Genomic DNA, 24,004 nt, shown 5'->3' with positions numbered 1-24,004 from the left:
GACCGCTCCACCGTGGAGGACAGCACAGAGATGAACTCGCGCTCCCGGTTCCGACACCTACTGGCTCCGATCAACAAATGAAAAGGCCGGGATTTCTCCCGGCCTTCTTGCCACGGTGGGGGGCTGCCGTGGCGCGGCGCGGATGCGCCTATGGTGGCTGGTCGTCCGCTCCTGAGGCTCAGAACTTCGCCCGGATGCCGGCATAGGCCGCGAGCGGCATCCCCGGAACCATGCTGCGCGGATCGTTCAGCGCGAACGCCGTTCCGCCGCCGGCGGTGTTGAAGCCGGCCGGGTCGAACACGGTACCTGCCGAGTAATAGCGCTGATTGAACAGGTTCTGGATCAGGCCGAACACCTCGACGTTCTTGGTCACCTGATAAGATGTGTTGACGTTCACGACCCAGTAGGCCGGGACCTTCGGGTAGACGTTGGTCTCGTCGTGCAGCAGGTACTGGCTGCCGACATAGTTGATGCTCGCCCCGACCTTCCAGGCATCGGTCACGGCATATTCCGCGCCGAGCTTCAGGCGATGCGCCGGAATGCCGGGAATGTGGTTGCCTGAGACGACACCGACCGGGGCCCCGAGGAACGGATCGTTGACGTCGAAGGCACTGCGGAAAGTGGCGTCGATAAAAGTATAGTTGGCGTATGCGGTCCAGCGATTCCAAGCGAGATCGAGCTTGGCCTCGACACCCTGGCGCAGGGTGGTGCCGGCGTTCTTGAAGTAGCCGCGCACCGGGTTGGCCGGGTCGACGACCTGGATGATGTCGTCGGAATTCTCGGTGCGGAACAGGCTGAGGCCCCAGCGCAGCCGCCAGCCGTCATCGACCGCCACCGACTTGATCGGCGCCTTGCGATAGGCCGGCAGATCGGCGGCGTAGGCCGAGCGGCCGCCGGAGATCTCGCCGCGCAGGCCGCCTTCGACGGTGCGCGACACCACCTGCTTGAGCGGCGGATCGGCGATCAGGAAGTTGTCGATCAGGCAGGGATTGGCCGGATCGGAGCAGCCGAGCTCGAGCGGCGTCGGCGCGCGGTTGGCCTCGGAGTAGCCGGCGTAAGCGGTCATATCAGGCGTGATCTTGTAGGTCAGGCCGACCACCGGGTTGAAGCGCTGGAAGTTGTTGTTGCTGTTCAAGAGCGGCGCGAAGCCGGTCTGGTCGCGCAGATTGATCTGCGCCCAGTTGAAGCGGCCGCCGGCCGTCAAGGCGAGCTGCGAGGTGATGTCGAAGGTGTTGGTCGCGTAGACGCCGAGATAGGTGTTCTTGGCGTTCAGGTTGACCGGCGCGAGGCCGGCATTGGGCTGATCGACGTAGACGCCGAGGCCGGTGACGAACAGATTGTTGTCGATGGTGCCGAGCTCGGAGGTGGCCTGGAAGTTGGTATTGCCGTGATCGACGCTGGCGCCGACGACGAAATGGTTGTCATGGCCGAAGAGCTGCGTCGTCGAGGTCGCCTGCAGCGAGCCGCCATAGCTGCCGGTCTTGACCGTGTTGCGGTCGATCTGGCCGAGCGCCGCATCGCCCGCCAGCGTGTTGACGGTCGGACCGTTGCGGTTCATCTGGAACTCGGTGCCGGCGGCATCGCTGAGACAGAATTCGCCGGGGAACGCGCCCGCAGGGTCGCAGGCCGCAACCTCGGTGCCGTTGCCGTCGATACGCGCGGACTTGTAATTGCGGTAATAGCCGTTGGCCTGGATCGAGAGCGTGTCGGTCGGCGCCCACTTCATGCTGGCCTGCACCATCTGCATCTGCAGGCGCAGCGACTGCGGCCAGGTGTAGACGCTGGACCAGCGCTGGTTCAGCATCTCGATCGGCGTCGCCGCGACCGAGCCGAGCTTGTTGTCGGCGCCGGTGAAGGAGAGATGGAATTCGGTGTTGTCGCCGCGCGCGCCGAAATCGGCATACATGCGCCGGATCTGCGAGGCCGACGAATAGTCGCGCCAGCCGCGGTCATAGGCGCCTTCCGCGGCAATGTATGTCGAATAGGTGCCATTGTTCCAGCCGTATTGCGCGCCCGACTGGATCCGGCCGAACGAGCCGCCGAACAACTGCGCTTCCCCGCCCTGGTAGTTGAAGCCGTTCTTCATCTCGATCGACAGCGCACCGCCGGTGGCGTTGAGGCCGAACAGCGGATTGTTCGGCATCAGGGTCATGCGTGCGATCGCCATTTCCGGGATCAGGTCCCAGTTCACGACGTCGCCGAAGGCCTCATTGATGCGAGTGCCGTTCTGGTAGACGGCGATGCCCTGCGGCGTCCCGAGCACGGGCGAGGCAGTCTGACCGCGATAATCGAGGTCACGCTGGAACGGGTTGCCGGTCTGGTCGCTAAGGGAGACACCGGGCATCGACTGCAGGATGCCGTCGAGCAGCGACGGCGTCCGGGTACGATCGAGATCCCTCGCCGTGATCGTCTGCACGTTGGATGGTATCTTGTCCTTGGCGATCTCGCTGCCCTGGACAGGCGAGACGCCGACCACCTCGATGGTCTGCAGTGTCTGCTGCGCGAGCGCAGCCGTAGGCAGTAACGCACACGTCGCGAGAAGCGCGCTCTTCAGCGCCGAGAGTCTGGTCAAGACGTCCCCCAGTTTCTTGTCGACCACTCCTGCGCAAGCCCACGCCCCTGAGCCGCAAACACGCCGAAGCCAGTCGATTTACCCGATTACGAACGTTAACATTCGTAAATAGCGACCCTCGTCGCCGCAACGGGTAATATTCTTTGCCCCTTAGGGACAATCTTCCCGAATCCGGAAACTGGCGATCATCTGGTCAACTTCTCTCCCTGGCTCGGCCGCACTGTTGCACCCGGTTCTGGTTTGCAAGGGAACTCGCATGGGAGAGGACCCCTGAGCGTCGATCGCACTCGTGGTCCGGCACCAAGGTTGATCGGTGTTTGCGCGTGCAGCATCGGCCGGAGAGAGCGAGACCTGAAGCGGATGTATCGCGTGCTGCTCGTCGATGACCACCCGGTCGTGATCACGGCCTGCCGCTGGCTTCTCAACGAGGCCGGTATCGCCTCGCTGTTCGAGGCCCATGACGCCGAGAGCGGCTACGCGGCCTATATCCGTGACCGGCCCGATGTCGCCGTCATCGACCTGCGCCTGCAGAGCCATGAGCTCGGCGGCATCGCCCTGATCGAGCGCATTCGCGCCCATGATGCCCGCGCCAAGATCCTGGTGTTCAGCATGCTTGGTGATGCGCGGACCGTCCGTTCCGCCATCGACGCCGGCGCCAGCGGCTATCTGCTGAAGGATGCCCCGCCTCACGAGTTGCCACGGGCGCTCGAGCAGGTTCGGGCTGGCGGCACCTATCTGGACCCGCAGCTCGCGACGCGGATTGCCATGTTGCGCTCGGACGCCGACGGATCTGCATCGGCCTCGCTCACCCCGCGCGAGCGGCAGGCGCTGGCGCTGCTGGCGCAAGCCAAATCCTATCAGGCGATCGCCGATCATCTCGGGATCAGCTACAAGACCGTTATCAACCTGACCTACCGGCTGCGGCAGAAGCTCGGGGCGCGCAGCCTGCCCGACCTCGTGCGCCTCGCCGTAGAGATGGCGCGCCCGCACGCCTGATCGGAGCAATCCCTGCCACGGCGGCCGCCATCGGCGACATGAAGCCCCCATCGGCCCGTGATCGTGCAGCCGATCAACGACAGCGGCCCGCAAAAGACAGAGGCCTGCAACGGTGTCCCGTCGCAGGCCTCGTGGTTCTTGCACCTCAGGGCCGACATGACCGAGCGCGGATGCGGCCCGGTCCGTCCGGGCCTCACTTCAGCAGCTTGGCGACCGTCTTCAGCTCCTTGGAATCGAGCGTGCCGTCGTTGTCCGGATCGGCCGCCTTGAAGCGACCGGCCACCAGGTCGAGATACTCGTCCTTCGTCAGCGTGCCGTCATTGTCCGGATCCGCCGCCTTGAGGTCCTTGGCCGAGACCCGGCCGCGCAGCTCCTTGGCGTCGAGCGTGCCGTCGTGATCGCGATCGAGACGATCGAACAGGGCACCGGCTGCAGCGCGGACCTCGTTCATGTCGGCCGTGCCGTCCTTGTCGGGGTCGATCGACTTCAAGAGGCTCGAGGCAGCCGGCGCGCTCGCAGCCATCGTCGAGGTGCCGACGATCGCGGCCATGCCGACAGCGGCCGCCGTCATCATCATCTTCCAATTCATCGAATTGATCCTTCGTCTCCGCCGTCCGACCCGGGGCGGCGATCAATGGTGCGGTAACAACGCGCGCGTGCGTCGCCGGTTTCGCGGTCGATCCGACGCGCTACGGTTTCACCTAGGTGAGACGCCGCGACTTCGCAAGTGCAATAACAACAACGTCGGGGATTTTACCGACAGAGTTATCGGGATCAGAACCGCGGTCCATGCAGGAAATACTTCCCGGGTCGGTCGCGGCGAGGCGCCGTGTCCGGGTCGGCACTGGCAGCTCGGCGCGCCTCGGCGTGGGCGTTGTCGGTGGCGTCACGCCGTTTCGCGACACGCCGCCTGGCCGGCTCGCCGACGACGCTCGCCTCCGCGGCTCCCTTCCGCGACCGCACGACCTTGTGCCCACTGCAGCTGGCTCCGGGCGCGGCACACGTCGACTTGGCGGCGCTCTTCCTCGTCGTTCCGCTGCCGGCCTGTGTTTGCTGCCACCAGGCATCCAAATCTTCCCGGAGCGACCGTTCCCGCGCAAACGCGCCACCATTCAGCAGCAACAGGACGGCCAGCGCGCATGTGACGATCACGCCAAGCCTCATCGGCTGGACGAACAAGCGGCAACGAGGGTCGATCGATTGAAGCACGGGCGCGCCCACTCTCTGGCTGATCCGGCGATCAGCAATGCATGTTGCAGCGCATGTTTTCCTCGCTCTGTGACGCCAATGTGTTTGCATCGCGCCACATTCATCGCGGCGCTGAGATTCATTCGCGAATTGGCCGCCACAATGTCTCGGTCAAAACTTCCCGCTCGGCTTGCCAAAACATCCCTATTGCCGCCGACGCAAGCCAGGAGCTGACAAATGGGGCGATGCGTGACTGATCGTTTCCCGATTGCGTCACCTTTCAGCCGAGACCGCCGCATGTTTTCGCCGTGCCGACTCGTTAGCTCATTCGACGAGGGGAGTGTGGGGACAATGCTGTCGACGGACCAGACACGGACGCGCCAGGCGAGACGATGGAGCTGCAGCGCAATTGCCGGCGCCGCCTTGCTATCTCCGCTCGCCGCGGCAGCCGAGGAGATCCAGGGCAACGATCCCGCCTCGCCCGGACACTTCCAGGTCGAGCAGCGCTTCGGCTATCTCACCACCTTCAATCCGCAGCAGCAGAACGGCGGCCGGCGCGTGCCGCAGCGCGCGGTGACCGGCGAGACCGAGATCGGCTACTCTCCGACCGAGTGGTACGAGATCGCGCTGACCTCGCCTTACGCCTTCGCGCGCGCCAACGTGCCGATGGCGATGGGCAACGTGATGGACAATGGCGTGCCCGGCTACTCATTCCAGTCCGGCGGCGTCACCATCCGCCAGACCTTCATCCAGGGCGACCGGCTCGAGCGCACCGTGTTCGTCGGCCTGGTCTCGCGCACGATCCTGGCGCCGCAGGGCGGGCTCACGCCGGATCTGTGGGTCGCCAACAAGGCCGGCGCCGGCCAGCCGGGTGCGCCGCGCTTCGTGCAGGAGGCCACGCCGCGCGTCGCGCAGATGTTCACGCCGATCATCGGCGTCAACCTGCCCAACGACTATCAGCTGATCTTCAACGCCAACATGACGTTCGGCATCGACGGCGCCGGCTCGGCCTTCGAGCCATCCGTGCGCTTCGTCAAGCGCCTCAGCGACCGCTGGACCGTCGGCATCGAGCATTTCTCCAATCTCGGGCCGTTCGGCTACGTCCTGCCCTGGCACCAGCAGATGCAGACGCTGTACGCGGTTGCCGATACGCGCTTCAAGGGCTTCGAGTTCAGCTTCGGCGTCGGCTACGGCCTGACCAACGCCTCGCGCGGCCTCGCGATCAAGACCAGCATCGGCAAGGATTTTTGATCCCGCGCACGCCGCCCTCTTCATCCCATGCTCAATAATAAGAAAAGGACACTCGTCATGCGTCGCCTCGTCACCGCCTGCGCCTTTCTCATGCTGGCCGGCTCTGCTGCATCGGCCGAGGACGGTCCGCGCTTCCTCAATCGCACCGGGCAGACGATCGTGAAGATGTATCTGGCGGCGGCCGGCACCAAGACCTGGGGCGCCGATCAGTGCAAGAACGACGACGAGGGCATGGTCGACCACAACGAGCGCATGACGCTGGTCGGCGTGAAATCGGGCCGCTACGACATCAAGCTGTCCGAACAAGGCGGCCGCACCTGCATCGCCAAGAACATCGAGTTGAAGGAAGGCGCGCAATTCGTCGTGCGCGACACCGACCTCACCGAATGCTCGAAATGAGCCTCACACGATGAGGTCGCTCAGCGCGGCCGCAGACTCAGCGGTACGTTGAGCGCCTCCTGCGCCTGCTTCATGACCGGCGGAAACCGCGGAAACGGCGCGGCGCGCTCGATCATCGACAGAGCCGCGCGATCCAACGCCGGCGAGCCCGAGCTGCGCGTGAGCCGGCGCGATACCAGCCGGCCGTTGCGGTCGATGACGACGCTCACTGTCGCCGTACCGCTCGCACCGTTGCCGTCGGACGGATAGGCCGCGGCGCGACTGATGTTGGCCCTGACCTGGCTACTCCAGTTTGCCTGTCCCTCGCGCGCACCCGCGCTGTCCTCGCCGGGATTGGGCGCAGAGGCGATGCGGGCCGGCCTGCTCGCCGGGGCCGCAGCCGGCTTCGGCGGCACAGGCTTCTTCTCGGCCTTTTCCTTCTCGACCGGCTTGCGCTCGACGCGCTCGGGCACAGCGACTGGCTTCGTCTCCGGCGGCTTGGCCTCGATTGGTTTCGGCGGCGGCGGAGGTGGCAGCACCAAGTCGTCCGCACGCGGCGGCTCGGGCGCGAGTGCGACCTGCGGGACAGGCGCGGGCTGCGGAATCACCTCCGGCGGCGCGGTGACCTGAGGCTCGGGATCGGGCGGCGGCGCTGGCTGCGGCAGCGGCTCGGCGACGGCCTCGCGGACGACGGGCTCGTCCTTCGGCGGCTCGGCCTGCGGGGACGGCTCGGCTGGCGCGTCTTGCGCGGCCGGTGCCGGCTCGCTCACGACAGCCGGCGTGAACACGACATCGAACGCGCTCGCCTCGGCCCGCCCCTGCGGCACCGGGCGCAACAACAGATAGCCCACGGCGAGCCCGACATGCAGCCCGGCCACCGCCAGCGCGGCGATGGTCCACAGCGTCCGCTCGCGGCGCTCCTCGTGGTCGAACGGATCGAGCGTCAGGACGCTCACGGCGCGCCCCGGTCTTCCAACGCGACCAGCGCGACCTTGACATAGCCGGCGCGGCGCAGCGTGTTCATCAGCGCCATCACCTCGCCATAGGGCAGGCTCTGGTCGGCGCGCAGCAGCACGCGCTGGCCATGATCGGACTTGGTCGCGGCATCCAGCGAGGCGGCGATGTCAGCCTGCGCGACGCTCTCGTCGCCGACGGCGAGCGAGCGGTCGGCCTTGAAGGTCACGAACACCGGCGTCTCCGCGCGCGGCTGCGGCTCCGCCGAGATCGCCGGCAGGTTGACCGGAATGTCGACGGTGGCGAGTGGAGCTGCGACCATGAAGATGATCAGCAGCACCAGCATGACGTCGATGAACGGCGTCACGTTGATGTCGTGCGTCTCCTCGAATTCGTCGGGGCGCCGGGCGAGCTTGACGGCCATGGCTCACTCCGCCGGATTGGCGATCGACAGCATCGGCGCCTCGACGGCGCGGATGGCGCTGCGCCGCGTTTCGGCGGGCCCGGCGTGCTGACGATCGAGATCGCGGCTGAGCAGGCGCATGACCGCCACCGACGCATCGGCGATGACGGCGCGATAGCCGCCGGTGGCGCGCGCGAACAGGTTGTAGATCACGACCGCGGGAATCGCGGCGGCGAGGCCGAAGGCGGTGGCGAGCAGCGCTTCCGCAATGCCCGGCGCCACCACCGCGAGGTTGGTCGTATGGGCATGCGAGATGCCGATGAAGCTGTTCATGATGCCCCAGACGGTGCCGAACAGGCCGACGAACGGGCCGACGGCGCCGACGGTGGCGAGAATGCCGATGCCGCGGCCGATCCGCGCCACAGCCGCCGCCTCGATCCGCTCGAACTGCCAGGAGACGCGCTCCTTGATGCCGTCGGCCGGCAGGCCGCGCGACTTGTCGATCTCGTCCTCGGCGACGGCCAGCAGGCGCCCCACCACACCGTCCTCGGCGGAGACGCGTCCCGTCGCATCGGACAATGACCGCGCAGCGACCGCGCCGCCCAGCGCGCTGCGGGCGGTGCGCAGCGCCGAGCGGAGCTGGATCGTCTTCACCACCAGCACGGTCCAGGTGGCGACCGAGGCCAGCGCGAGCCCGATCATGACCGCCTTCACCACGATGTCGGCCTGCATGAACATGGTCCAGGGCGACAACGCTTCCGGCAGCGTGCTCGCGAGACTGGCGATGTGTGCCTGGTCCATTGTCTACTCCCTCGATAGCCCCTGAGATTGGTGATCGCGATCCCGGCACCGCCTCGCGTGCCGCGCGTCAGGAAGGCTGAACGCGCGCGGCCGGATTGGATGACGCCGAGAGATCGTGTCGAGGCCTTGTTGTTTCGCGTCCTTGGGGCAAAGTCGCGGCGAAGATCGCGACGTTGCCGATCAATAAAGAGTGCCGCCTGTCGTCACCGGCTTCAAGGCACTTCGCTCATGGAATATGTCCCAGGCGCACCGGGAATAATTCCCGTATGGAACGGGTCCGTCACTCACCAGGCCGCCAAAAGAAAAAGGCCGGGATCGCTCCCGGCCTTTCGCACCACTCTGTCATCCCGCACCGCCGTCCTGCCCCGCACAGGCGGGGCATCCAGTCCATGCCGGCGGCCGTGCGAGAGCCGAGACGCCGCGGAGGACTGCATCGCCCGGTCAAGCCGGGCGATGCCGCATGTGGACTTACTTCGCCTCGGCGCGCTTCGGCGGGGTAGCCGGCCACGACTTGATCAGCGTGTCGTAGTCGACGGTCTCGCCCTTGGGCTTCTCGTTCGCGAGCTTGCGCTGCGGAGCGATGTTGCCGTCCTTCGCCGACTTGTTGAACCAGAACTCGGCCGATTCCTTCTTGTTCAGCTTCGGACCGCATTCGCCCTGAACCTTGGACTTCTCGAGACGCTCAAGGACGGAGTCCTGGGCGGCTGCGAGCGCATCCATCGCGGCCTGCGGCGTCTTCGCACCGGACGACGCATCGCCGATGTTCTGCCACCACAGTTGCGCCAGCTTCGGATAGTCGGGCACGTTGTTGCCGGTCGGGGTCCACTGCACGCGCGCTGGCGAGCGGTAGAACTCGACGAGGCCGCCGAGCTTCGGCGCACGCTCGGTGAACGACTTGTCCCAGATGTCGGATTCACGGATGAAGGTGAGACCGACATGGCTCTTCTTCAAGCTGACCGTCTTGGAGACGATGAACTGCAGGTACAGCCAGGCGGCCTTGCGGCGATCCGGCGGGGTCGACTTCAGCAGCGTGAGCGAGCCCGCGTCCTGATAGCCGAGCTTCATGCCTTCCTTCCAGTAGGCACCGTGCGGCGACGGAGCCATGCGCCACTTCGGCGTGCCGTCAGCGTTCACGACCGGCAGACCCGGCTTCACCATGTCGGCGGTGAAGGCGGTGTACCAGAAGATCTGCTGGGCGACGTTGCCCTGCGCGGGCACCGGGCCAGCCTCGGAGAAGGTCATGCCCTGCGCCTGCGGCGGCGCGTACTTCTTCATCCAGTCGAGATATTTGGTGATCGAGTAGACCGCCGCCGGACCGTTGGTGTCGCCACCGCGCTCGACCGAGGAGCCGACCGGACGGCAGCCTTCCATGCGGATGCCCCATTCGTCGACCGGCAGGCCGTTCGGGATGCCCTTGTCGCCGTTGCCGGCCATCGACAGCCAGGCGTCGGTGAAGCGCCAGCCGAGCGAGGGATCCTTCTTGCCATAGTCCATGTGGCCATAGACCTTGACGCCGTTGATCTCCTTGATGTCGTTGGTGAAGAACTCGGCGATGTCCTCATAGGCCGACCAGTTCACGGGCACGCCGAGGTCGTAGCCATACTTGGCCTTGAACTTGGCCTTGTAGTCCGGATTGGTGAACCAGTCGTAGCGGAACCAATACAGGTTGGCGAACTGCTGGTCGGGCAGCTGATAGAGCTTGCCGTCCGGAGCGGTCGTGAACGACTTGCCGATGAAGTCGTTGACGTCGAGATAGGGGTCGGTGACGTCCTTGCCCTCGCCCTTCATGTAGTCCGACAGCGCGATGGTCTGGCCGTAGCGGAAGTGGGTGCCGATCAGGTCGGAGTCGTTGATCCAGCCGTCATAGACGTTCTTGCCAGACTGCATCTGGGTCTGCAGCTTCTCGACGACGTCACCTTCCTGGATGATGTCGTGCTTGAGCTTGATGCCGGTGATCTCGCTAAACGCCTTGGCGAGCGTCTTGGCTTCGTACTCATGCGTGGTGATGGTCTCGGAGACGACGTTGATCTCCATGCCCTTGAAGGGCTCGGCGGCCTTGGCCAGCCACTGCAGCTCCTTCAGCTGCTCCTCTTTCGAGAGCGTCGAAGGCTGGAATTCGCTGTCGATCCACTTCTGGATCGTGGCGTCGTCGGCAAGCGCCGGCACGGACAGCGTCATGGTCGCGGCGAACAGCGCGGCAGCGCTGGTCATCGCGAGATAGCTTGCCTTGGTCAGGTGATGCTTCCTAGGTTTCAAGTGTCGCATGCTTTCCTCCTTGAGCGACGTATCCAGGTCCGGGTTGCCCCCGGATCTGCCCTTCCTCGCCTGCCTCAGACGGTGCGAAAGATCGCAACGGCGGATGCAAGCGAAATTGCGGTCGCGAGCCACAGGCTCGAAACCTCAAAACTGTCCTCGCCGACCGGCAGGGTCGCGATCGTGTCGGTGCCGACAAGCCCGATCCAGACGAGGTGAATGACGGCGGCCGAGATCAGCGAGATGAACAGGCGGTCGCCGCGCGTGGTCGGAATGCGCAGCACGCCGACGCGCTCGGCCTCGGGATAGCGCGCGGCGAGTAGCGTCATGACGCCAAGGGTGCAGGCCAGCGCGGCGAAGAAGATCGCCGTCGGCGCAGTCCAGGCCATCCATGCGATGCTGTCCATGGCTATCAGCTCCAGGCGACAATGGACCCCCTCCCCCGCTTGCGGGGGAGGGTTGGGGTGGGGGCGCCGCGAGTCGGACTGCCCAAGAGGAGAGATGCCCCCACCCGTATCGCATCTGGCGATGCGATACGGCCTCCCCCGCAAGCGGGGGACGCGGAACGGAGGCCGTCGCGGATCGTCTGCATCATCACACCCGCCCCAGCGCGAAGCCGCGCGCGATGTAGTTTCGGACGAACCAGATGACGAGTGCGCCCGGGATGATGGTCAGCACGCCGGCAGCCGCGAGCAGGCCCCAATCCATGCCGGACGCCGACACGGTCCGGGTCATCACCGCCGAGATCGGCTTGGCATAGACCGAGGTCAGCGTGCGCGCGAGCAGCAGCTCGACCCAGGAGAACATGAAGCAGAAGAAGGCGGCGACGCCGATGCCGCTGGCGATCAGCGGCACCAGGATCTTCACGAAGAAGCGCGGGAACGAATAGCCGTCGAGGAACGCGGTCTCGTCGATCTCACGCGGGACCGAGGACACGAAGCCCTCGAGGATCCAGACCGCGAGCGGGATGTTGAAGATGCAATGCGCGAGCGCGACCGCCCAGGGCGTATCGAACAGGCCGATCGCGGAATAGAGGTTGAAGAACGGCAGCGCGTAGACCGCGGCCGGCGCCATGCGGTTCGACAGCAGCCAAAAGAACAGGTGCTTGTCGCCGAGGAAGCGGTAGCGCGAGAACGCATAGGCCGCCGGCAGCGCCACGAGGATCGAGATCACCGTGTTGAGGATCACGTATTTCAGCGAGTTGATGTAGCCGGAATACCAGCTCTCGTCGGTGAAGATGCGCATGTAGTTGGCCAGCGTCGGCTGATGCGGCCAGAGCGTCATCGTTGTGACGATCTCGTTGTTGGTCTTGAAGCTCATGTTGACGAGCCAGTAGATCGGCAACAGCAGGAAGACCAGGAACAGCGAGATGATGATGCGACGGCCCGGAATGGTGTTCATCACGCGCCCCCCTTCACCGGCCGGCGCTCGGCGCCGGCATTGGTCATGATGGTGTAGAACACCCAGCACACGACGAGGATGATCAGATTGTAGACCAGCGATAGCGCCGCCGCCTTGCCGAGGTCGAACTGGCCGAGCGCGATCTTGACGAGCTCGATCGAGATGAAGGTCGTCGAATTGCCCGGTCCGCCGCCGGTGACGACGAACGGCTCGGTGTAGATCATGAAGCTGTCCATGAAGCGCAGCAGCACGGCGATCAGCAGCACGCGATGCATCTTTGGCAGCTGGATTGCGGTAAACACCGCCCAGCGCGAGGCGCCGTCGATCTGCGCAGCCTGATAATAGGCGTCGGGGATCGACTTCAGGCCGGCATAGCACAGCAGCGCCACCAGGCTGGTCCAGTGCCACACGTCCATCACGATGACGGTGGCCCAGGCATCGAGATCGTTGGACACGTAATTGTAGTCGATGCCTACGCTCGTCAACGCATAGCCAAGCAGGCCGATGTCGGGCCGGCCGAAAATCTGCCAGATGGTGCCGACCACGTTCCACGGAATCAAGAGCGGCAGCGCCAGCACGACGAGGCAGAAGGCCACGGTCCATCCGCCCCGCGGCATCGACAGCGCCACGACGATGCCGAGCGGCACCTCGATGGCTAGAATTGCGAGCGAGAAGATCAGGTTGCGCCCGAGCGAGGCGAGGAAGCGGCCGCCGAGATCGGTCGAGGGATCGAGCAGCTCCTTGAACCAGCCGACACCGTTCCAGAAGAACTGGTTGTTGCCGAACGTGTCCTGCATCGAATAGTTCACCACCGTCATCAGCGGCAGCACGGCGGAGAACGCGACCAGCAGGAACACCGGCAGCACCAGGAACCAGGCCTTGTTGTTGATGGTCTTGTCCATCACTCAGGCTCCCTCGACGAGACGGCTGTCGGCATAGACGTGGACATAGGCGGGATTGAACTTCAGCCCGATCGCCGAGCCCTGCGGCGAGAAGCCGGCCGGCAGTCGCGCGGCGAACTTGACGTCGCCGACACGGACGCGCGCGAAGCGGATGCGGCCGAGATCGTCGACGCGCTCGATATTGGCATCGAGCAGGCCGGGTCCGGGCTGAGCGACATCGACGAATTCCGGACGGACGCCGATCTCGATCTTGGCTCCGGCCGGCAACGCGTCGTAGCTGCGCGCCAGCGTCAGGGTGTGACCGTCGATGCGGGCTTCACGTCCCTTCACCTCGGCCGAGAGGATGTTCATGCCGGGCGAGCCGATGAAATAGCCCACGAACGTATGCGCGGGCTTGTCGAACAGCTCGGCCGGCGTGCCGCTCTGCACGACGCGGCCGTCATGCATCACGACGACGGTGTCGGCGAAGGTCAGCGCCTCGGTCTGATCGTGGGTGACGTAGATCATCGTCAGGTCGAGCTCGCGATGCAGCGCCTTCAGCTTCGAGCGCAACTGCCATTTCAGCTCGGGATCGATCACCGTCAGCGGCTCGTCGAACAACACCGCGGCGACGTCGGAGCGCACCAGGCCGCGGCCGAGCGAGATCTTCTGCTTGGCGTCGGCGGTCAAGCGCGTGGCCTTGCGGTTGAGGTCCGGCGTGAGATCGAGCAGACGTGCGATCTCTGCAACGCGCTTGTCGATCTCGGCCCTTGGCACGCCGCGGTTCTTCAGAGGAAACGCAAGATTTTCGCCCACCGTCATCGTGTCGTAGATGACCGGAAACTGGAACACCTGCGCGATGTTGCGTTCGCGGGTCGAGGCTTTGGTGATGTCGGTGCCGTCGAACAGGATCTTGCCGTGCGAGGGCGTCAGGATGCCGGAGATCAGGTTGAGCAGCGTGGTCTTTCCGCAGCCGGACGGGCCGAGCAGCGCATAGGCGCCGCCCTGGCGCCAGGTCATCGTGACCGGCTTCAGCGCGTAGCTTTCGATATCGCCGCTGTTACCGTTATAGGCGTGGGCGAGATCGACGAGGTCAATGCGGGCCATGCGGCATCTCCCTCAGATCGCCGGCGCCGCGACCAGACGGCCGCCGGCGTCGAACACGAACACATTGGCAGGATCGAGTACGGCGTCGAGGACCTCGCCGGGCTCGTATTCATGGACGCCGTGCAGCACCGCGACCCAGTTCATGCCGTCGCGCGTCAGATGCACGAAGCTCTCCGATCCCGTGATCTCGGTGACCGAGACGGTCGCGGGAAAGGCATGGCGGCCGTGGCTGCCGTCGCCTTTGCCAAGCCCGAGCTGATGCGGGCGAAAGCCGACGCGATAGGCGCCGTCCGGCAGAGCGGCATAGAGGCCGACCGCCGGCGCCTTGACCCCGCCGGCATACTCCACGCTCTCGCCGCGCTTCTGGATCTCGACCGTATTCATCGGCGGGTCCGAGAACACCTGGCCGACACGCAAGGTGTCGGGTCGGCGATACACGGCCGCGGTATCGCCGGCCTGCAGCGCCTGCCCTTCCCACATGCAGATGGTGCGGCCGCCGAGCAGCAGCGCCTCCGAGGGCTCGGTGGTGGCATAGACGAAGATTGCGCCGGATGCCTCGAAGATGCGCGGCAGCTCGGTCCGCAGCTCCTCGCGCAGCTTGTAGTCGAGATTGGCGAGCGGCTCGTCCAGCAGCACGAGGTCCGCCCCCTTCACCAGTGCGCGCGCAATCGCCGTGCGCTGCTGCTGGCCGCCGGAGAGCTGCAGCGGCGTGCGCTTCAGATAGGGCTCGAGCCGCAGCAGCCGGGCCGCTTCCGCCACGCGCTTCTCGATCTCCTGGCGCGACTTGCCTTGCACGCGCAGCGGCGAGGCGATGTTCTCATAGACCGAGAGCGAGGGATAGTTGATGAACTGCTGATAGACCATCGCGACCGAGCGCTGCCGCACGTCGGCGCCGGTGACGTCCTTGCCGTCGACCAGCACCCGCCCCGTGGTCGGCCGGTCGAGGCCGGCGAGCAGTCGCATGATCGAGGTCTTGCCGGACAGCGTCGGCCCGAGCAGCACGCTCAGCGTGCCGCGCTGCAACGTCAGCGAGACGTCGCGAATGGTGGTCACGCCGTCGACGATTCGGGAGACGTGATCGAGCGTGACGCTCATGCGCGCCCTCCCGCCTCACGCGCCGGCACGGCGGAGCGCTCGCGATTGGCTGTGATCCACGCATCGAGCGCGGCGATCTCAGCCGCCGACATCCGCAACCCCAGCTTCGATCGACGCCACACGATGTCCTCGGCCGTCAACGCCCACTCGTTCGTCATCAGGTACCTGACTTCACGCTCCGTCAAGGTGCCACCGAAATCCTGGCCGAGATCGGCCGAAGATGTCGCACCGGCGAGCATGGCCGCAGCCCGCGTGCCATAGGCATGGGCGATCCGCTTCGCATGTGCATCCGACAGGAACGGATAGGTCTTGCGGAGATCCGCAATCAACGGCGCAACGGCCGAAACCTTCATGTCGCCGCCGGGCAGCGGCGCCTTGCCGGTCCACCCCTCCTCCGCCTTGCCACCTTTCACATAGGGCGCGAGACGCTCCAGCGCCTCTTCCGACAGGCGCCGGTAGGTGGTGATCTTGCCGCCATAGATCGACAGCAGCGGCAAGCCGCCGGGCGTATCGAGCTCGAACACGTAGTCGCGGGTCGCCGCCTTGGCCTCGCTGGCGCCATCGTCATAGAGCGGACGCACGCCGGAATAGCTCCACACCACGTCGGCCGGCGTCACCGGCTTGGCGAGATATTCGCCGAGCGCGGCGCAGAGATAGGCGATCTCCTCGTCGGTCGCCTTCACCTTGGCCGGATCGCCCTGATAGTCGCGATCGGTGGTGCCGATCAGCGTGAAATCCTGCTGATAGGGAATGGCGAAGATGATGCGGCCGTCGGCGTTCTGGAAGATGTAGGCGCGGTCGTGGTCATAGAGCTTGCGCACCACGATGTGCGACCCCTGCACCAGCCGCACTTTCGCTTTCGCATTGACGCCGGCGCCGGTCGCCAGCACCTGCTCGACCCAGGGACCGGCGGCATTGACCAGCGCGCGCGCCTTGATGGTCTCGCGCTCGCCGGTCTGCGTGTTCTCGGTGGTGACCAGCCAATGGCTGCCATCCTGCCGGATTTCGATCGCGCGCGTGCGGGTGCGGATGACGGCGCCGCGATCGACGGCATCGCGCGCGGTCAGCACGACCAGACGCGCATCGTCGACGAAGCAGTCGGAATATTCGAAGCCCTTGCTGTAGCGCCCGGGGATCAAGGGGCGGCCGACCTCGTCGCTGCGCAGGTTCACCGACCGCGTCGGCGGCAGCAGCTTGCGGCCGCCGAGATGATCATAGAGGAACAGGCCGAGGCGCAGCAGCCAGGCCGGGCGCAGGCCCGAATGATGCGGCAGCACGAAACGCAACGGGCGGATGATGTGGGGCGCGATCTGCCACAGGATTTCGCGCTCGATCAGCGCCTCGCGGACCAGCCGGAACTCGTAATATTCGAGATAGCGCAGGCCGCCATGCACGAGCTTGGTGGACCAGGACGAGGTTCCGCTCGCCAGATCATTCATTTCACAAAGGAAAACGGAATTTCCGCGTCCGGCCGCATCGCGCGCGATGCCGCAACCGTTCACGCCGCCTCCGATAATGGCGAGGTCGTAGATCCGCTCCAACAGACGCATCCCCCGGCAATCGCCTTGACTGTGGCGATTTCACTTTCGGTTTCGAGTTAAACACAAACGAAAGTGAAAGCAAATCGAAATTCGCATGTTGGGCCCCGATTGGGCAAAACCTGCCCAAACCGGGATCAAGGAGCCTGCGAGAGTGGCGGAAAGTCAGGCGCGGCGGAGCACGGCGGACCCCGCCGTTTCGGTTGCCTCCGCGGCGTCGTCGGCGTCGGCGGCGGGCATCGCCGAGACCACCTCGATGCCACGGCTATGGCAGAGGCTGGCCAGTCCGTCCGGCAGTGGCCGGTCGGTGACGAAGGTCTGGATCTGGCTGAGATGGGCGATGCGCACCGGCGCGCTGCGATGAAGCTTGGTGGAATCGGCGACCAGCATCACGCTGCGGGCATTGGCGATGATGGCCTGGGCGACCTGCACCTCGCGATAGTCGAAGTCGAGCAGCGCGCCCTCCTCGTCGATCGCGGATGCGCCGATGATCGCGTAGTCGACCTTGAACTGGCCGATCAGCTGCGTCGCCGTCGATCCGATCACGCCGCCATCCGAGCGCCGCACCGTGCCGCCGGCCACGATCACCTCGATGCGCGGATGCGGATAGAGCAGCATCGCGACGTTGAGATTGTTGGTGATGACGAGCAGGTCCTGGTGCGACGACAGCGCGCTCGCCACCTCCTCCGTCGTGGTGCCAATGTTGATGAAGAGCGAGGAGCCGTTCGGAATCCGCGCGGCGGCGACCGCGCCGATCGCCTTCTTCTCGTCGGCAGCGACGAAGCGCCGCGCCTCGTAGGCGAGATTCTCGACGCCGGAGGCGATGATGGCGCCGCCATGGATGCGCGTCAGCGCGCGCTGCTCGCACAGATCATTGAGATCCTTGCGGATGGTCTGGGCCGAGACTTCGAAGCGGCGCGCGAGATCCTCCACCATGACGCGGCCGGAGGCGCGGGCGATGTTGAGGATGTCGGTCTGGCGTTGGGAAAGGACGGCCATGGCAAGCTTTCAGGACAAGCTGCACCATGGTGATGCTGATCGAGTCAAGCGTCAATCGGCGATGCATTGGGCGCATCGCAGCAATCGCCGGCTCGGAGCACGTCCGGCGCGGCACGGTCCGGCTGACGTGCGCCGGCGGCCGCGTGCGCCAAGCTCGCTCAGGCGGCTGCGCTCAGCTCGCCGGTCACGAGCCGAAGCGCGGCGCGTTCGGCTTCGCGGGCATTGCGAAACACCTGGCCCTCGAGGGCATTGAAGCGGTGGGACGCCGCGAAGAAGCGGAAGCCGCCACGATCGCGGACGACGATCCCCGCCGCCTGGGAGCTGACCTCGATGATATAGGTGTCGGACATTGCGAAATCCCGTCGTTCATTCCGGGGCGTATAACAGGGCTCTATGACGAACGTTCCGGTCCTGGAGCCCCCGGCTATCCGATCTGCATGCCAACAGGAAATTGTGTGGATGTTATGTTGGCTGCGCTGCACGCGCCTTCGCCGTCACGACACGGCCGAATCAGCGTGGATCATTCGGGACGAGCGTCGGCCTGCGCAGCGACGCATCGGCCCCGCCGATGCGATCGTGATGCTGACCGAGCAACTGATAGATGGTGCGCAGATCCTTCAACACCTCGACTTGATCTTCACGAAACGCACTGAGCTGATTCTCGTAGACACAAATCCTGCGCTCGGCGTGGAGAAGCCGCTGCTGCAGCTTCTTCAGGACCTGCAAGATCAGTTTCTCGTCGACGTCCGACATGGACTTCCTCCCACCCTGTTCGCGCACCGCGCCCCGCCATTTCCCTGTGCCGGCAATTTTTTCCGGCTGGCCCTTTTGGCCTTGTTGATCGGAAGCGGACTACCAACCTCGATGCCCGTCCGATGCGCCACTCGAAGCGCGCAATGAGGCAGAGACGCGGCATCGCACCTCCAAGCAACCAGAACTTGCAAATATCGTAAACACGCCTGCCCTGTGGACAAGACCTACATCGCGCGAGATTGATCGACACAGACGCCGCAAACGCGTGCTCGAATGAACGCGCACCGCCGGATCACGGTTCCTATGCCGAGCAAGTGGCATATGCCGGGCATTAACTGATGTTATTTTGGCGGGAGACCAAGATTGCGATCAGGCCGGGGTCGCCCCGTCGCGCCGGATCGGCTGCGGCCGGCCGTCGTCGTCGATCGAGACGTAGGTGAAGTTGCCGTCGGTGACGAGGATCGGCTGCTCCTCCTTTCGGCGCAGCACCCAGGCTTCGAGACGCACCGTCATCGAGGTGCGGCCGACGCGGACGAGATGCGCATAGACCGAAACGAGATCGCCGACATAGACCGCCTTGCGAAAGTTCATCGCCTCGATCGCGACCGTCACCGTGCGCGACTTCGCGACCTTGGCGGCGTACACGCCGCCGCCGACGTCCATCTGGCTGAGCAGCCAGCCGCCGAAGATGTCGCCATTGGCATTGGTGTCGGCCGGCATCGCCAGAGTGCGGATGCAGAGATCGCCGCGGGGCTCGGTCGGCGCGGACAGCGCGGCATGGACGGTCGCTTCGGTCACGTCGGATGGTCTCCAATTGCGGGAGCGTTCAAGAGGCGTCGAGCAAGGCTGTCAGTCTGGCCTCGCCATTTCGAACATCGCCTCCTGCATGATCTCGAAATAGTCGCCGCGACGGCCGGCGCGGACGATCGGATGCGCCAGCGCAGTCTGATAGACCCCGTCCTTGATCAGCGTCTTGTCGATATGCACGCCGACCACCTCGCCGAGCGTCAGCCAGGCCTGCGCCTTGGCACCATCGGCGCCCTGCAGCTGAATGATCTGCGTCACTTTGCACTCGAACGCCACGGGGCTTTCGCCGACCCGCGGCACGTTGACGAATTTGCACGGCACCGGCGTCACGCCCGCGAGCTTGAACTCGTCGACCTCGCGCGCGACATGCGCGGCGGTCGCATTCATCTGCGTGGCCAGGCCGCGCGTCACCAGGTTCCAGACGAACTCGCCGGTGTCCTGGATGTTGGCGACCGAGTCCTTCCACTGCGTCGAGGAGAAGCCGATGATCGGCGGGGTGTAGTTGAAGGCGTTGAAAAAGCTGTAGGGGGCGAGATTGACGTGACCGTCCGGATCGCGCGACGAGATCCAGCCGATCGGACGGGGGGCGACGATGGCATTGAAGGGATCGTGGCGGAGGCCGTGGCCGTTCTTCGGTTCGTAGAAATGCAGATCCCGTTCGGTCACGCCGTCGTCCCTTCCGTCATTGCGGGGAGCGCAAGCGACGAAGCTTCGCTCGAATGACGGCGAACTTAGCTTGCAGCGCCCCTGGAACCAAGCCCTGCCAGCACGAAATCGATCATCTCGTCGACCGTCGGGCCCGGCTTGGTCGCGCATTGCGCGATCATCTGCGGATGGAAGAAGCGCATCATCGCGGTCGTCGCACATTTTGCCGCCAGCGGCAGGTCGGTGACGGCGAATTCGCCGGAGGCCGCGCCCTGCCCGATCACGCGGCCGATGATCTCGGTGATCAGCAGCATGTGCGCCTCGCAGACGTCCCAGCTCTCCTCCATCGCCACCGCGACCATCTCGTGCAGCTTGTTGTCGCCGACATAGCGCTCGGTGTTCATGCGATGAATGGTGCCGAGCAGCTCGCGCAGCCGTGGCGCCGCAGGCCCCGCCCGCTCCGCGATCGCGATGGCAGCCGCCTCGACCTGCGCCATGAGCGTGCGGGCGACACCCCGGTGGATCGCCTTCTTGGAATCGAAGAACCGGTAGACATTCGCCGGGCTCATGCGGAGCTCCTTGGCGATGTCGGCGACGGTCGTCTTCTGGTAGCCGATCTGTCGAAACAGACGCTCAGCAACGACGAGAATGCGTTCGTGCGTATCGGATTCGATATGGTCGGAAACCAGGGTCATCATGCCTGCGATCTTGTTGGTCCTTCATTCGGCGGCCTCGGCCAAAGGAAGCGCGGGCTTCGGCACGTCAACGTGCTGCGTTGCGGAATGATCCGCGTCCTTCGCTCCGCGCTCGTCCAGGCTCTTGCGGAACCATAGGGCATACAATCCTGGCAAGTACAGCAGCGTGAGAAAGGTTGCAACGAACAACCCGCCCATGATGGTGATCGCCATTGGGCCCCAGAACGCCGAGCGCGACAGCGGGATCATGGCGAGGATCGCGGCCAGCGCGGTGAGCACCACGGGCCGGGCGCGGCGCACCGTGGCCTCGATGATCGCGTCCTTGCGGGTCAGACCATGGGCGACGTCGGTCTCGATCTGATCGACCAGGATCACCGCGTTGCGCATGATCATGCCGGCAAGCGCAATCAGGCCAAGCAGCGCCACGAAGCCGAACGGCGCGTTGGCGACATTGAGCCCGAGTGAGGCACCGACAATGCCGAGCGGCGCGGTCAGGAACACCAGGATCAGCCGCGAGAAGCTCTGCAGCTGGATCATCAGCAGGGTCAGCATCACGATGACCATCAGCGGAAACAGCACGAAGATCGAGGCATTGCCCTTGGCGGATTCCTCGAACGCGCCGCCGGCCTCGATCCGGTAGGCGGGCTCGAGGTGGTTGCGGATATCCTGTAGCTTCGGCGAGATCTGGTTGGTGACATCGGGCGCCTGGACCCCGTCCGCCACGTCGGCGCGCACCGTGATCGCCATGTCGCGGTTGCGCCGCCACAGGATCGGCTCCTCGTGGGAATACTCGATCCTGGCGATCTGCTGCAGCGGCACCGCGACGCCGTTCTTCGAGGTGATGGTGAGGTCGCCGACATGGGCGAGATCCAGCCGCTCGGACGGCGCCGCACGCGCGACGACGCCGACCTTCTCGATGCCGTCGCGGATGGTCGTGACCTGCACGCCGGAGATCAGCATCGCCAGCGACTGCGACACGTCCTGCGGGGTCAGGCCAAGTGCGCGGGCACGATCCTGGTCGACGACCAGCTTGAGGTAGGGCGACTGCTCGTTCCAGTCGAGCTGCGGATCCCTGACGTTCGGGTTCTGGCGCATGACGTCGCGCACCTGGTAGGCGATCTCGCGCACCTTGGCCGCATCGGGGCCGATGATGCGGAACTGGACGGGGAAGCCGACCGGCGGACCGAAATTGAAGCGATCGACCCGGACGCGCGCTTCGTTCAGCTCGCCATTCGCAGCCGCGGTCTCGATCTTGGCCTTGATGCGCTCGCGCGCGGCGACGTCCTTGGCGACGATCACGATCTCGGCGAAGGCTTCGTTCGGCAGTTGCGGGTTGAGACCGAGCCAGAAGCGCGGCGAGCCCTGCCCGACATAGGCGGTATAGGTCTCGATGTCCTTGTCGTCCTTCAAGAGCGCTTCGGCCTTGCGTGCCGCCTTCTCGGTGACGTTGAAGGCGGTGCCCTCCGGCAGCCGCAGCTGCAAGAACAGCTCGGGCCGCTCCGACAGCGGAAAGAACTGCTGCTGGACATGGCCGAAGGCCACGATCGATGCCGCGAAGACGCCGACCGTCGCGGCGACGGTGGTGATGCGATGCGTGACGCACCAGCGCACGATGGCGCGTAGGCCGCGATACATGCGCGTGTCGTAGACCGCGTGCTCGTCATGGCCGTGATGGGCCTTCATGTCGGGCAGCAGCTTGACACCGATATAGGGCGTGAAGATCACGGCGACGAACCAGGACGCGACCAGCGCGATGGCGACGATCCAGAAGATGCTGCCGGCATATTCGCCGACGGCCGAATTGGCGAAGCCGATCGGCAGGAAGCCGGCGGCCGTGACCAGGGTTCCGGTCAGCATCGGGAACGCGGTGGATTCCCAGGCAAAGGACGCGGCGCGCATCCGGTCCCAACCCTGCTCCATCTTCACCACCATCATCTCGACCGCGATGATGGCATCGTCCACCAGGAGGCCGAGCGCAATGATGAGGGCTCCGAGCGAGATGCGATGCAGGTTGAGCCCCATGATGTTCATGACGATGAAGACGAGCCCGAGCACCAGCGGCACCGACAATGCCACGACGATGCCGGTGCGCCAGCCGAGCGCCAGGAACGACACGAACAGCACGATCACCAGCGCTTCGACGAACGAGTGCACGAACTCGCTGACGGCGTGCTCGACCACCTTGGGCTGGTCGGCGATCTGCTCGATCTCGATGCCCTGCGGCACCGCCTTCATGAAATCCGCGGCGGCGGCGTGCACCTCCTTGCCGAGCTCCAGGATGTTGGCCTCCTTGGCCGTGACGACGCCGATGCCGAGCGCGGGCTTGCCCTCCTGCCGCACCTTGAAGCTCGGCGGATCGACGAAGCCGTGGCTGACGGTGGCGATATCGCCGAGCCGGAACACGCGTCCGTTGCTTTCGACCGGCGTCTCCGCGACCGCCTTGGCGCCGTCGAGCGCGCCGGTGACGCGCAGCGGCACGCGCTGCGACGAAGTTTCGACCGTGCCGGCCGGGGTCACATTGTTCTGCTTGGCAAGCGAATCGAACAGCGCCTGCGGCGTGATGCCGAGGGTGGCGAGCTTGGCATGGCTGAACTCGACATAGATGCGCTCGTCCTGGGTGCCGTAGAGATTGACCTTGGTAACGCCGGCGACCTTCAGCAGGCGCTGGCGCAGGCCTTCGGCGGTCTTCTTCAGCTGCGCATAGTCGGCGCCGTCGCCGGTCATCATGAACAGGATGGAATCGACGTCGGAGAACTCGTCATTGACGAACGGACCGATGATGCCCGACGGCAGCGACGACTGCACGTCGTCGAGCTTCTTGCGGATCAGATAGAACAGGTGCGGCACCTGGGCCGGCGGGGTCGAATCGCGGAAGGTCACCTGCATCGCGGTGAAGGCCGGCTTCGAATAGGTCTGCACCTTCTCGAAGTAAGGCAGCTCCTGCAGCTTCTTCTCGATGGGGTCGGCGACCTGGCTCTGCATCTCAGTCGCCGTGGCGCCGGGCCACATCACCGAGACGTTGACGACCTTGACGGTGAAGAACGGATCTTCGGCGCGGCCGAGCTTCTGATAGGAGAAGAAGCCGGCGACGCCGAGCGCGACGATCAGGAACAGCACCAGCGGCGGATGATTGACCGCCCAGGCCGACAGGTTGAACCGCTTCATGGGTGCTCTCCGAGATTCGATATCACTGGTCCGAGCCGTTGCTGTTAGTCACCGTCACCGCGAGCGAAGCGACCTGTCCGCCGTAGCCCAAAGGGCGACGGCGGAAGCAATCCAGAATCCGC

The 24,004-nt window shown here is 65.3% G+C and carries 23 protein-coding genes; 4 read left to right on the top strand and 19 right to left on the bottom strand.

Annotated elements, in window-relative coordinates:
* Positions 1 to 178 precede the first annotated feature (178 nt).
* Positions 179 to 2,572, bottom strand: coding sequence for a TonB-dependent receptor (locus QX135_RS06075; protein ID WP_316176870.1), 2,394 nt, complete (start codon positions 2,570 to 2,572; stop codon positions 179 to 181).
* Between the two features lie 360 nt (positions 2,573 to 2,932).
* Here QX135_RS06075 and QX135_RS06070 point away from each other — a divergent pair, with 360 nt between their 5' ends.
* On the top strand, positions 2,933 to 3,568 hold the full coding sequence (locus QX135_RS06070; protein ID WP_316176871.1) for a response regulator transcription factor: 636 nt from the start codon (positions 2,933 to 2,935) through the stop codon (positions 3,566 to 3,568).
* A gap of 193 nt (positions 3,569 to 3,761) precedes the next feature.
* On the opposite strand, the gene QX135_RS06065 is transcribed toward QX135_RS06070, so the two are convergent.
* Positions 3,762 to 4,118 (bottom strand): EF-hand domain-containing protein, encoded by a 357-nt coding sequence (locus tag QX135_RS06065; protein ID WP_316177278.1) that lies wholly within the window; start codon positions 4,116 to 4,118, stop codon positions 3,762 to 3,764.
* A 700-nt stretch (positions 4,119 to 4,818) separates the two neighbouring features.
* Between QX135_RS06065 and QX135_RS06060 the strand changes: the two genes are divergently transcribed.
* The 3 genes from QX135_RS06060 to QX135_RS06050 all read left to right on the top strand — a co-directional run bounded on the left by QX135_RS06060 (position 4,819) and on the right by QX135_RS06050 (position 6,406).
* The gene (locus QX135_RS06060; protein WP_316176872.1) at positions 4,819 to 5,013 is read left to right on the top strand and encodes a hypothetical protein; all 195 of its coding nucleotides are present in this window, start codon (positions 4,819 to 4,821) and stop codon (positions 5,011 to 5,013) included.
* A gap of 94 nt (positions 5,014 to 5,107) precedes the next feature.
* Complete coding sequence (locus QX135_RS06055) at positions 5,108 to 6,007, top strand: hypothetical protein (RefSeq protein WP_316176874.1); 900 nt, start codon at positions 5,108 to 5,110, stop codon at positions 6,005 to 6,007.
* 57 nt (positions 6,008 to 6,064) lie between these two features.
* Positions 6,065 to 6,406, top strand: a complete 342-nt coding sequence (locus tag QX135_RS06050; protein ID WP_316176876.1) for a hypothetical protein — start codon at positions 6,065 to 6,067, stop codon at positions 6,404 to 6,406.
* 20 nt (positions 6,407 to 6,426) lie between these two features.
* Here the strand turns inward: QX135_RS06050 and QX135_RS06045 are convergent, their stop codons facing one another.
* From QX135_RS06045 to QX135_RS05965, 17 genes are all read right to left on the bottom strand, one after another.
* Positions 6,427 to 7,341, bottom strand: a complete 915-nt coding sequence (locus QX135_RS06045; RefSeq protein WP_316176877.1) for a TonB family protein — start codon at positions 7,339 to 7,341, stop codon at positions 6,427 to 6,429.
* Positions 7,338 to 7,763 carry a TonB system transport protein ExbD gene (gene exbD, locus QX135_RS06040; protein ID WP_316176879.1) on the bottom strand — a complete coding sequence of 142 codons (426 nt, stop codon included), beginning with the start codon at positions 7,761 to 7,763 and terminating at the stop codon, positions 7,338 to 7,340. Before exbD ends, QX135_RS06045 begins: the two co-directional genes overlap by 4 nt.
* Positions 7,764 to 7,766: 3 nt before the next feature.
* Positions 7,767 to 8,543 (bottom strand): tonB-system energizer ExbB, encoded by a 777-nt coding sequence (exbB, locus tag QX135_RS06035; protein WP_316176880.1) that lies wholly within the window; start codon positions 8,541 to 8,543, stop codon positions 7,767 to 7,769.
* A gap of 468 nt (positions 8,544 to 9,011) precedes the next feature.
* The gene (locus QX135_RS06030) at positions 9,012 to 10,754 is read right to left on the bottom strand and encodes an ABC transporter substrate-binding protein (protein ID WP_316177280.1); all 1,743 of its coding nucleotides are present in this window, start codon (positions 10,752 to 10,754) and stop codon (positions 9,012 to 9,014) included.
* Between the two features lie 119 nt (positions 10,755 to 10,873).
* On the bottom strand, positions 10,874 to 11,203 hold the full coding sequence (locus tag QX135_RS06025) for a DUF2160 domain-containing protein (RefSeq protein WP_315738392.1): 330 nt from the start codon (positions 11,201 to 11,203) through the stop codon (positions 10,874 to 10,876).
* Between the two features lie 187 nt (positions 11,204 to 11,390).
* A complete protein-coding gene (locus tag QX135_RS06020; RefSeq protein WP_315773415.1) occupies positions 11,391 to 12,197 on the bottom strand; it encodes a carbohydrate ABC transporter permease in 807 nt (268 codons plus the stop codon).
* Complete coding sequence (locus tag QX135_RS06015) at positions 12,197 to 13,099, bottom strand: sugar ABC transporter permease (RefSeq protein WP_316176883.1); 903 nt, start codon at positions 13,097 to 13,099, stop codon at positions 12,197 to 12,199. Before QX135_RS06015 ends, QX135_RS06020 begins: the two co-directional genes overlap by 1 nt.
* 3 nt (positions 13,100 to 13,102) lie before the next feature.
* Positions 13,103 to 14,185: an ABC transporter ATP-binding protein gene (locus QX135_RS06010; RefSeq protein ID WP_316176885.1), complete on the bottom strand. Its 1,083-nt coding sequence runs from the start codon at positions 14,183 to 14,185 to the stop codon at positions 13,103 to 13,105.
* A gap of 12 nt (positions 14,186 to 14,197) precedes the next feature.
* Entirely contained in the window at positions 14,198 to 15,280 is a 1,083-nt protein-coding gene (locus tag QX135_RS06005; protein WP_316176887.1) for an ABC transporter ATP-binding protein, read from the bottom strand.
* Positions 15,277 to 16,830: a glycerol-3-phosphate dehydrogenase gene (gene glpD, locus QX135_RS06000; protein WP_316176889.1), complete on the bottom strand. Its 1,554-nt coding sequence runs from the start codon at positions 16,828 to 16,830 to the stop codon at positions 15,277 to 15,279. Before glpD ends, QX135_RS06005 begins: the two co-directional genes overlap by 4 nt.
* 153 nt (positions 16,831 to 16,983) lie before the next feature.
* Positions 16,984 to 17,817: a DeoR/GlpR family DNA-binding transcription regulator gene (locus QX135_RS05995; protein WP_315773407.1), complete on the bottom strand. Its 834-nt coding sequence runs from the start codon at positions 17,815 to 17,817 to the stop codon at positions 16,984 to 16,986.
* A 158-nt stretch (positions 17,818 to 17,975) separates the two neighbouring features.
* On the bottom strand, positions 17,976 to 18,167 hold the full coding sequence (locus QX135_RS05990) for a hypothetical protein (RefSeq protein ID WP_315738399.1): 192 nt from the start codon (positions 18,165 to 18,167) through the stop codon (positions 17,976 to 17,978).
* Positions 18,168 to 18,327: 160 nt separating this feature from the next.
* Positions 18,328 to 18,570 (bottom strand): hypothetical protein, encoded by a 243-nt coding sequence (locus QX135_RS05985; protein WP_315738400.1) that lies wholly within the window; start codon positions 18,568 to 18,570, stop codon positions 18,328 to 18,330.
* A 369-nt stretch (positions 18,571 to 18,939) separates the two neighbouring features.
* Positions 18,940 to 19,368, bottom strand: coding sequence for an acyl-CoA thioesterase (locus QX135_RS05980; RefSeq protein WP_315773405.1), 429 nt, complete (start codon positions 19,366 to 19,368; stop codon positions 18,940 to 18,942).
* 51 nt (positions 19,369 to 19,419) lie between these two features.
* A complete protein-coding gene (locus tag QX135_RS05975; protein WP_315776111.1) occupies positions 19,420 to 20,043 on the bottom strand; it encodes a flavin reductase family protein in 624 nt (207 codons plus the stop codon).
* 65 nt (positions 20,044 to 20,108) lie between these two features.
* Positions 20,109 to 20,717: a TetR/AcrR family transcriptional regulator gene (locus QX135_RS05970; RefSeq protein WP_315773451.1), complete on the bottom strand. Its 609-nt coding sequence runs from the start codon at positions 20,715 to 20,717 to the stop codon at positions 20,109 to 20,111.
* Positions 20,718 to 20,741: 24 nt separating this feature from the next.
* Positions 20,742 to 23,882 (bottom strand): efflux RND transporter permease subunit, encoded by a 3,141-nt coding sequence (locus QX135_RS05965; RefSeq protein WP_316176892.1) that lies wholly within the window; start codon positions 23,880 to 23,882, stop codon positions 20,742 to 20,744.
* Positions 23,883 to 24,004: the final 122 nt, after the last annotated feature.

The organism is Bradyrhizobium sp. SZCCHNR1098, from assembly GCF_032489375.1.
In the GTDB taxonomy this organism is placed as follows: domain Bacteria; phylum Pseudomonadota; class Alphaproteobacteria; order Rhizobiales; family Xanthobacteraceae; genus Bradyrhizobium.
Note: the sequence above shows the minus strand (reverse complement) of the source record. Positions and strands in the feature narration are given on the sequence as shown.

Excerpts from the sequence above, each read along its gene's own strand:
- exbD (WP_316176879.1), bottom strand. The coding sequence starts at position 7,763 with ATGGCCGTCAAGCTCGCCCGGCGCCCCGACGAATTCGAGGAGACGCAC.
- QX135_RS05965 (WP_316176892.1), bottom strand. The coding sequence starts at position 23,882 with ATGAAGCGGTTCAACCTGTCGGCCTGGGCGGTCAATCATCCGCCGCTG.
- QX135_RS06050 (WP_316176876.1), top strand. The coding sequence starts at position 6,065 with ATGCGTCGCCTCGTCACCGCCTGCGCCTTTCTCATGCTGGCCGGCTCT.
- QX135_RS06030 (WP_316177280.1), bottom strand. The coding sequence starts at position 10,754 with ATGACCAGCGCTGCCGCGCTGTTCGCCGCGACCATGACGCTGTCCGTG.
- QX135_RS05995 (WP_315773407.1), bottom strand. The coding sequence starts at position 17,817 with ATGGCCGTCCTTTCCCAACGCCAGACCGACATCCTCAACATCGCCCGC.
- QX135_RS05970 (WP_315773451.1), bottom strand. The coding sequence starts at position 20,717 with ATGACCCTGGTTTCCGACCATATCGAATCCGATACGCACGAACGCATT.
- QX135_RS06065 (WP_316177278.1), bottom strand. The coding sequence starts at position 4,118 with ATGGCCGCGATCGTCGGCACCTCGACGATGGCTGCGAGCGCGCCGGCT.
- QX135_RS06060 (WP_316176872.1), top strand. The coding sequence starts at position 4,819 with ATGTTGCAGCGCATGTTTTCCTCGCTCTGTGACGCCAATGTGTTTGCA.
- QX135_RS06020 (WP_315773415.1), bottom strand. The coding sequence starts at position 12,197 with ATGAACACCATTCCGGGCCGTCGCATCATCATCTCGCTGTTCCTGGTC.
- exbB (WP_316176880.1), bottom strand. The coding sequence starts at position 8,543 with ATGGACCAGGCACACATCGCCAGTCTCGCGAGCACGCTGCCGGAAGCG.
- QX135_RS06015 (WP_316176883.1), bottom strand. The coding sequence starts at position 13,099 with ATGGACAAGACCATCAACAACAAGGCCTGGTTCCTGGTGCTGCCGGTG.
- QX135_RS06055 (WP_316176874.1), top strand. The coding sequence starts at position 5,108 with ATGCTGTCGACGGACCAGACACGGACGCGCCAGGCGAGACGATGGAGC.
- QX135_RS06025 (WP_315738392.1), bottom strand. The coding sequence starts at position 11,203 with ATGGACAGCATCGCATGGATGGCCTGGACTGCGCCGACGGCGATCTTC.
- QX135_RS06010 (WP_316176885.1), bottom strand. The coding sequence starts at position 14,185 with ATGGCCCGCATTGACCTCGTCGATCTCGCCCACGCCTATAACGGTAAC.
- QX135_RS05985 (WP_315738400.1), bottom strand. The coding sequence starts at position 18,570 with ATGTCGGACGTCGACGAGAAACTGATCTTGCAGGTCCTGAAGAAGCTG.
- QX135_RS06070 (WP_316176871.1), top strand. The coding sequence starts at position 2,933 with ATGTATCGCGTGCTGCTCGTCGATGACCACCCGGTCGTGATCACGGCC.
- QX135_RS05990 (WP_315738399.1), bottom strand. The coding sequence starts at position 18,167 with ATGTCCGACACCTATATCATCGAGGTCAGCTCCCAGGCGGCGGGGATC.
- QX135_RS06005 (WP_316176887.1), bottom strand. The coding sequence starts at position 15,280 with ATGAGCGTCACGCTCGATCACGTCTCCCGAATCGTCGACGGCGTGACC.
- glpD (WP_316176889.1), bottom strand. The coding sequence starts at position 16,830 with ATGCGTCTGTTGGAGCGGATCTACGACCTCGCCATTATCGGAGGCGGC.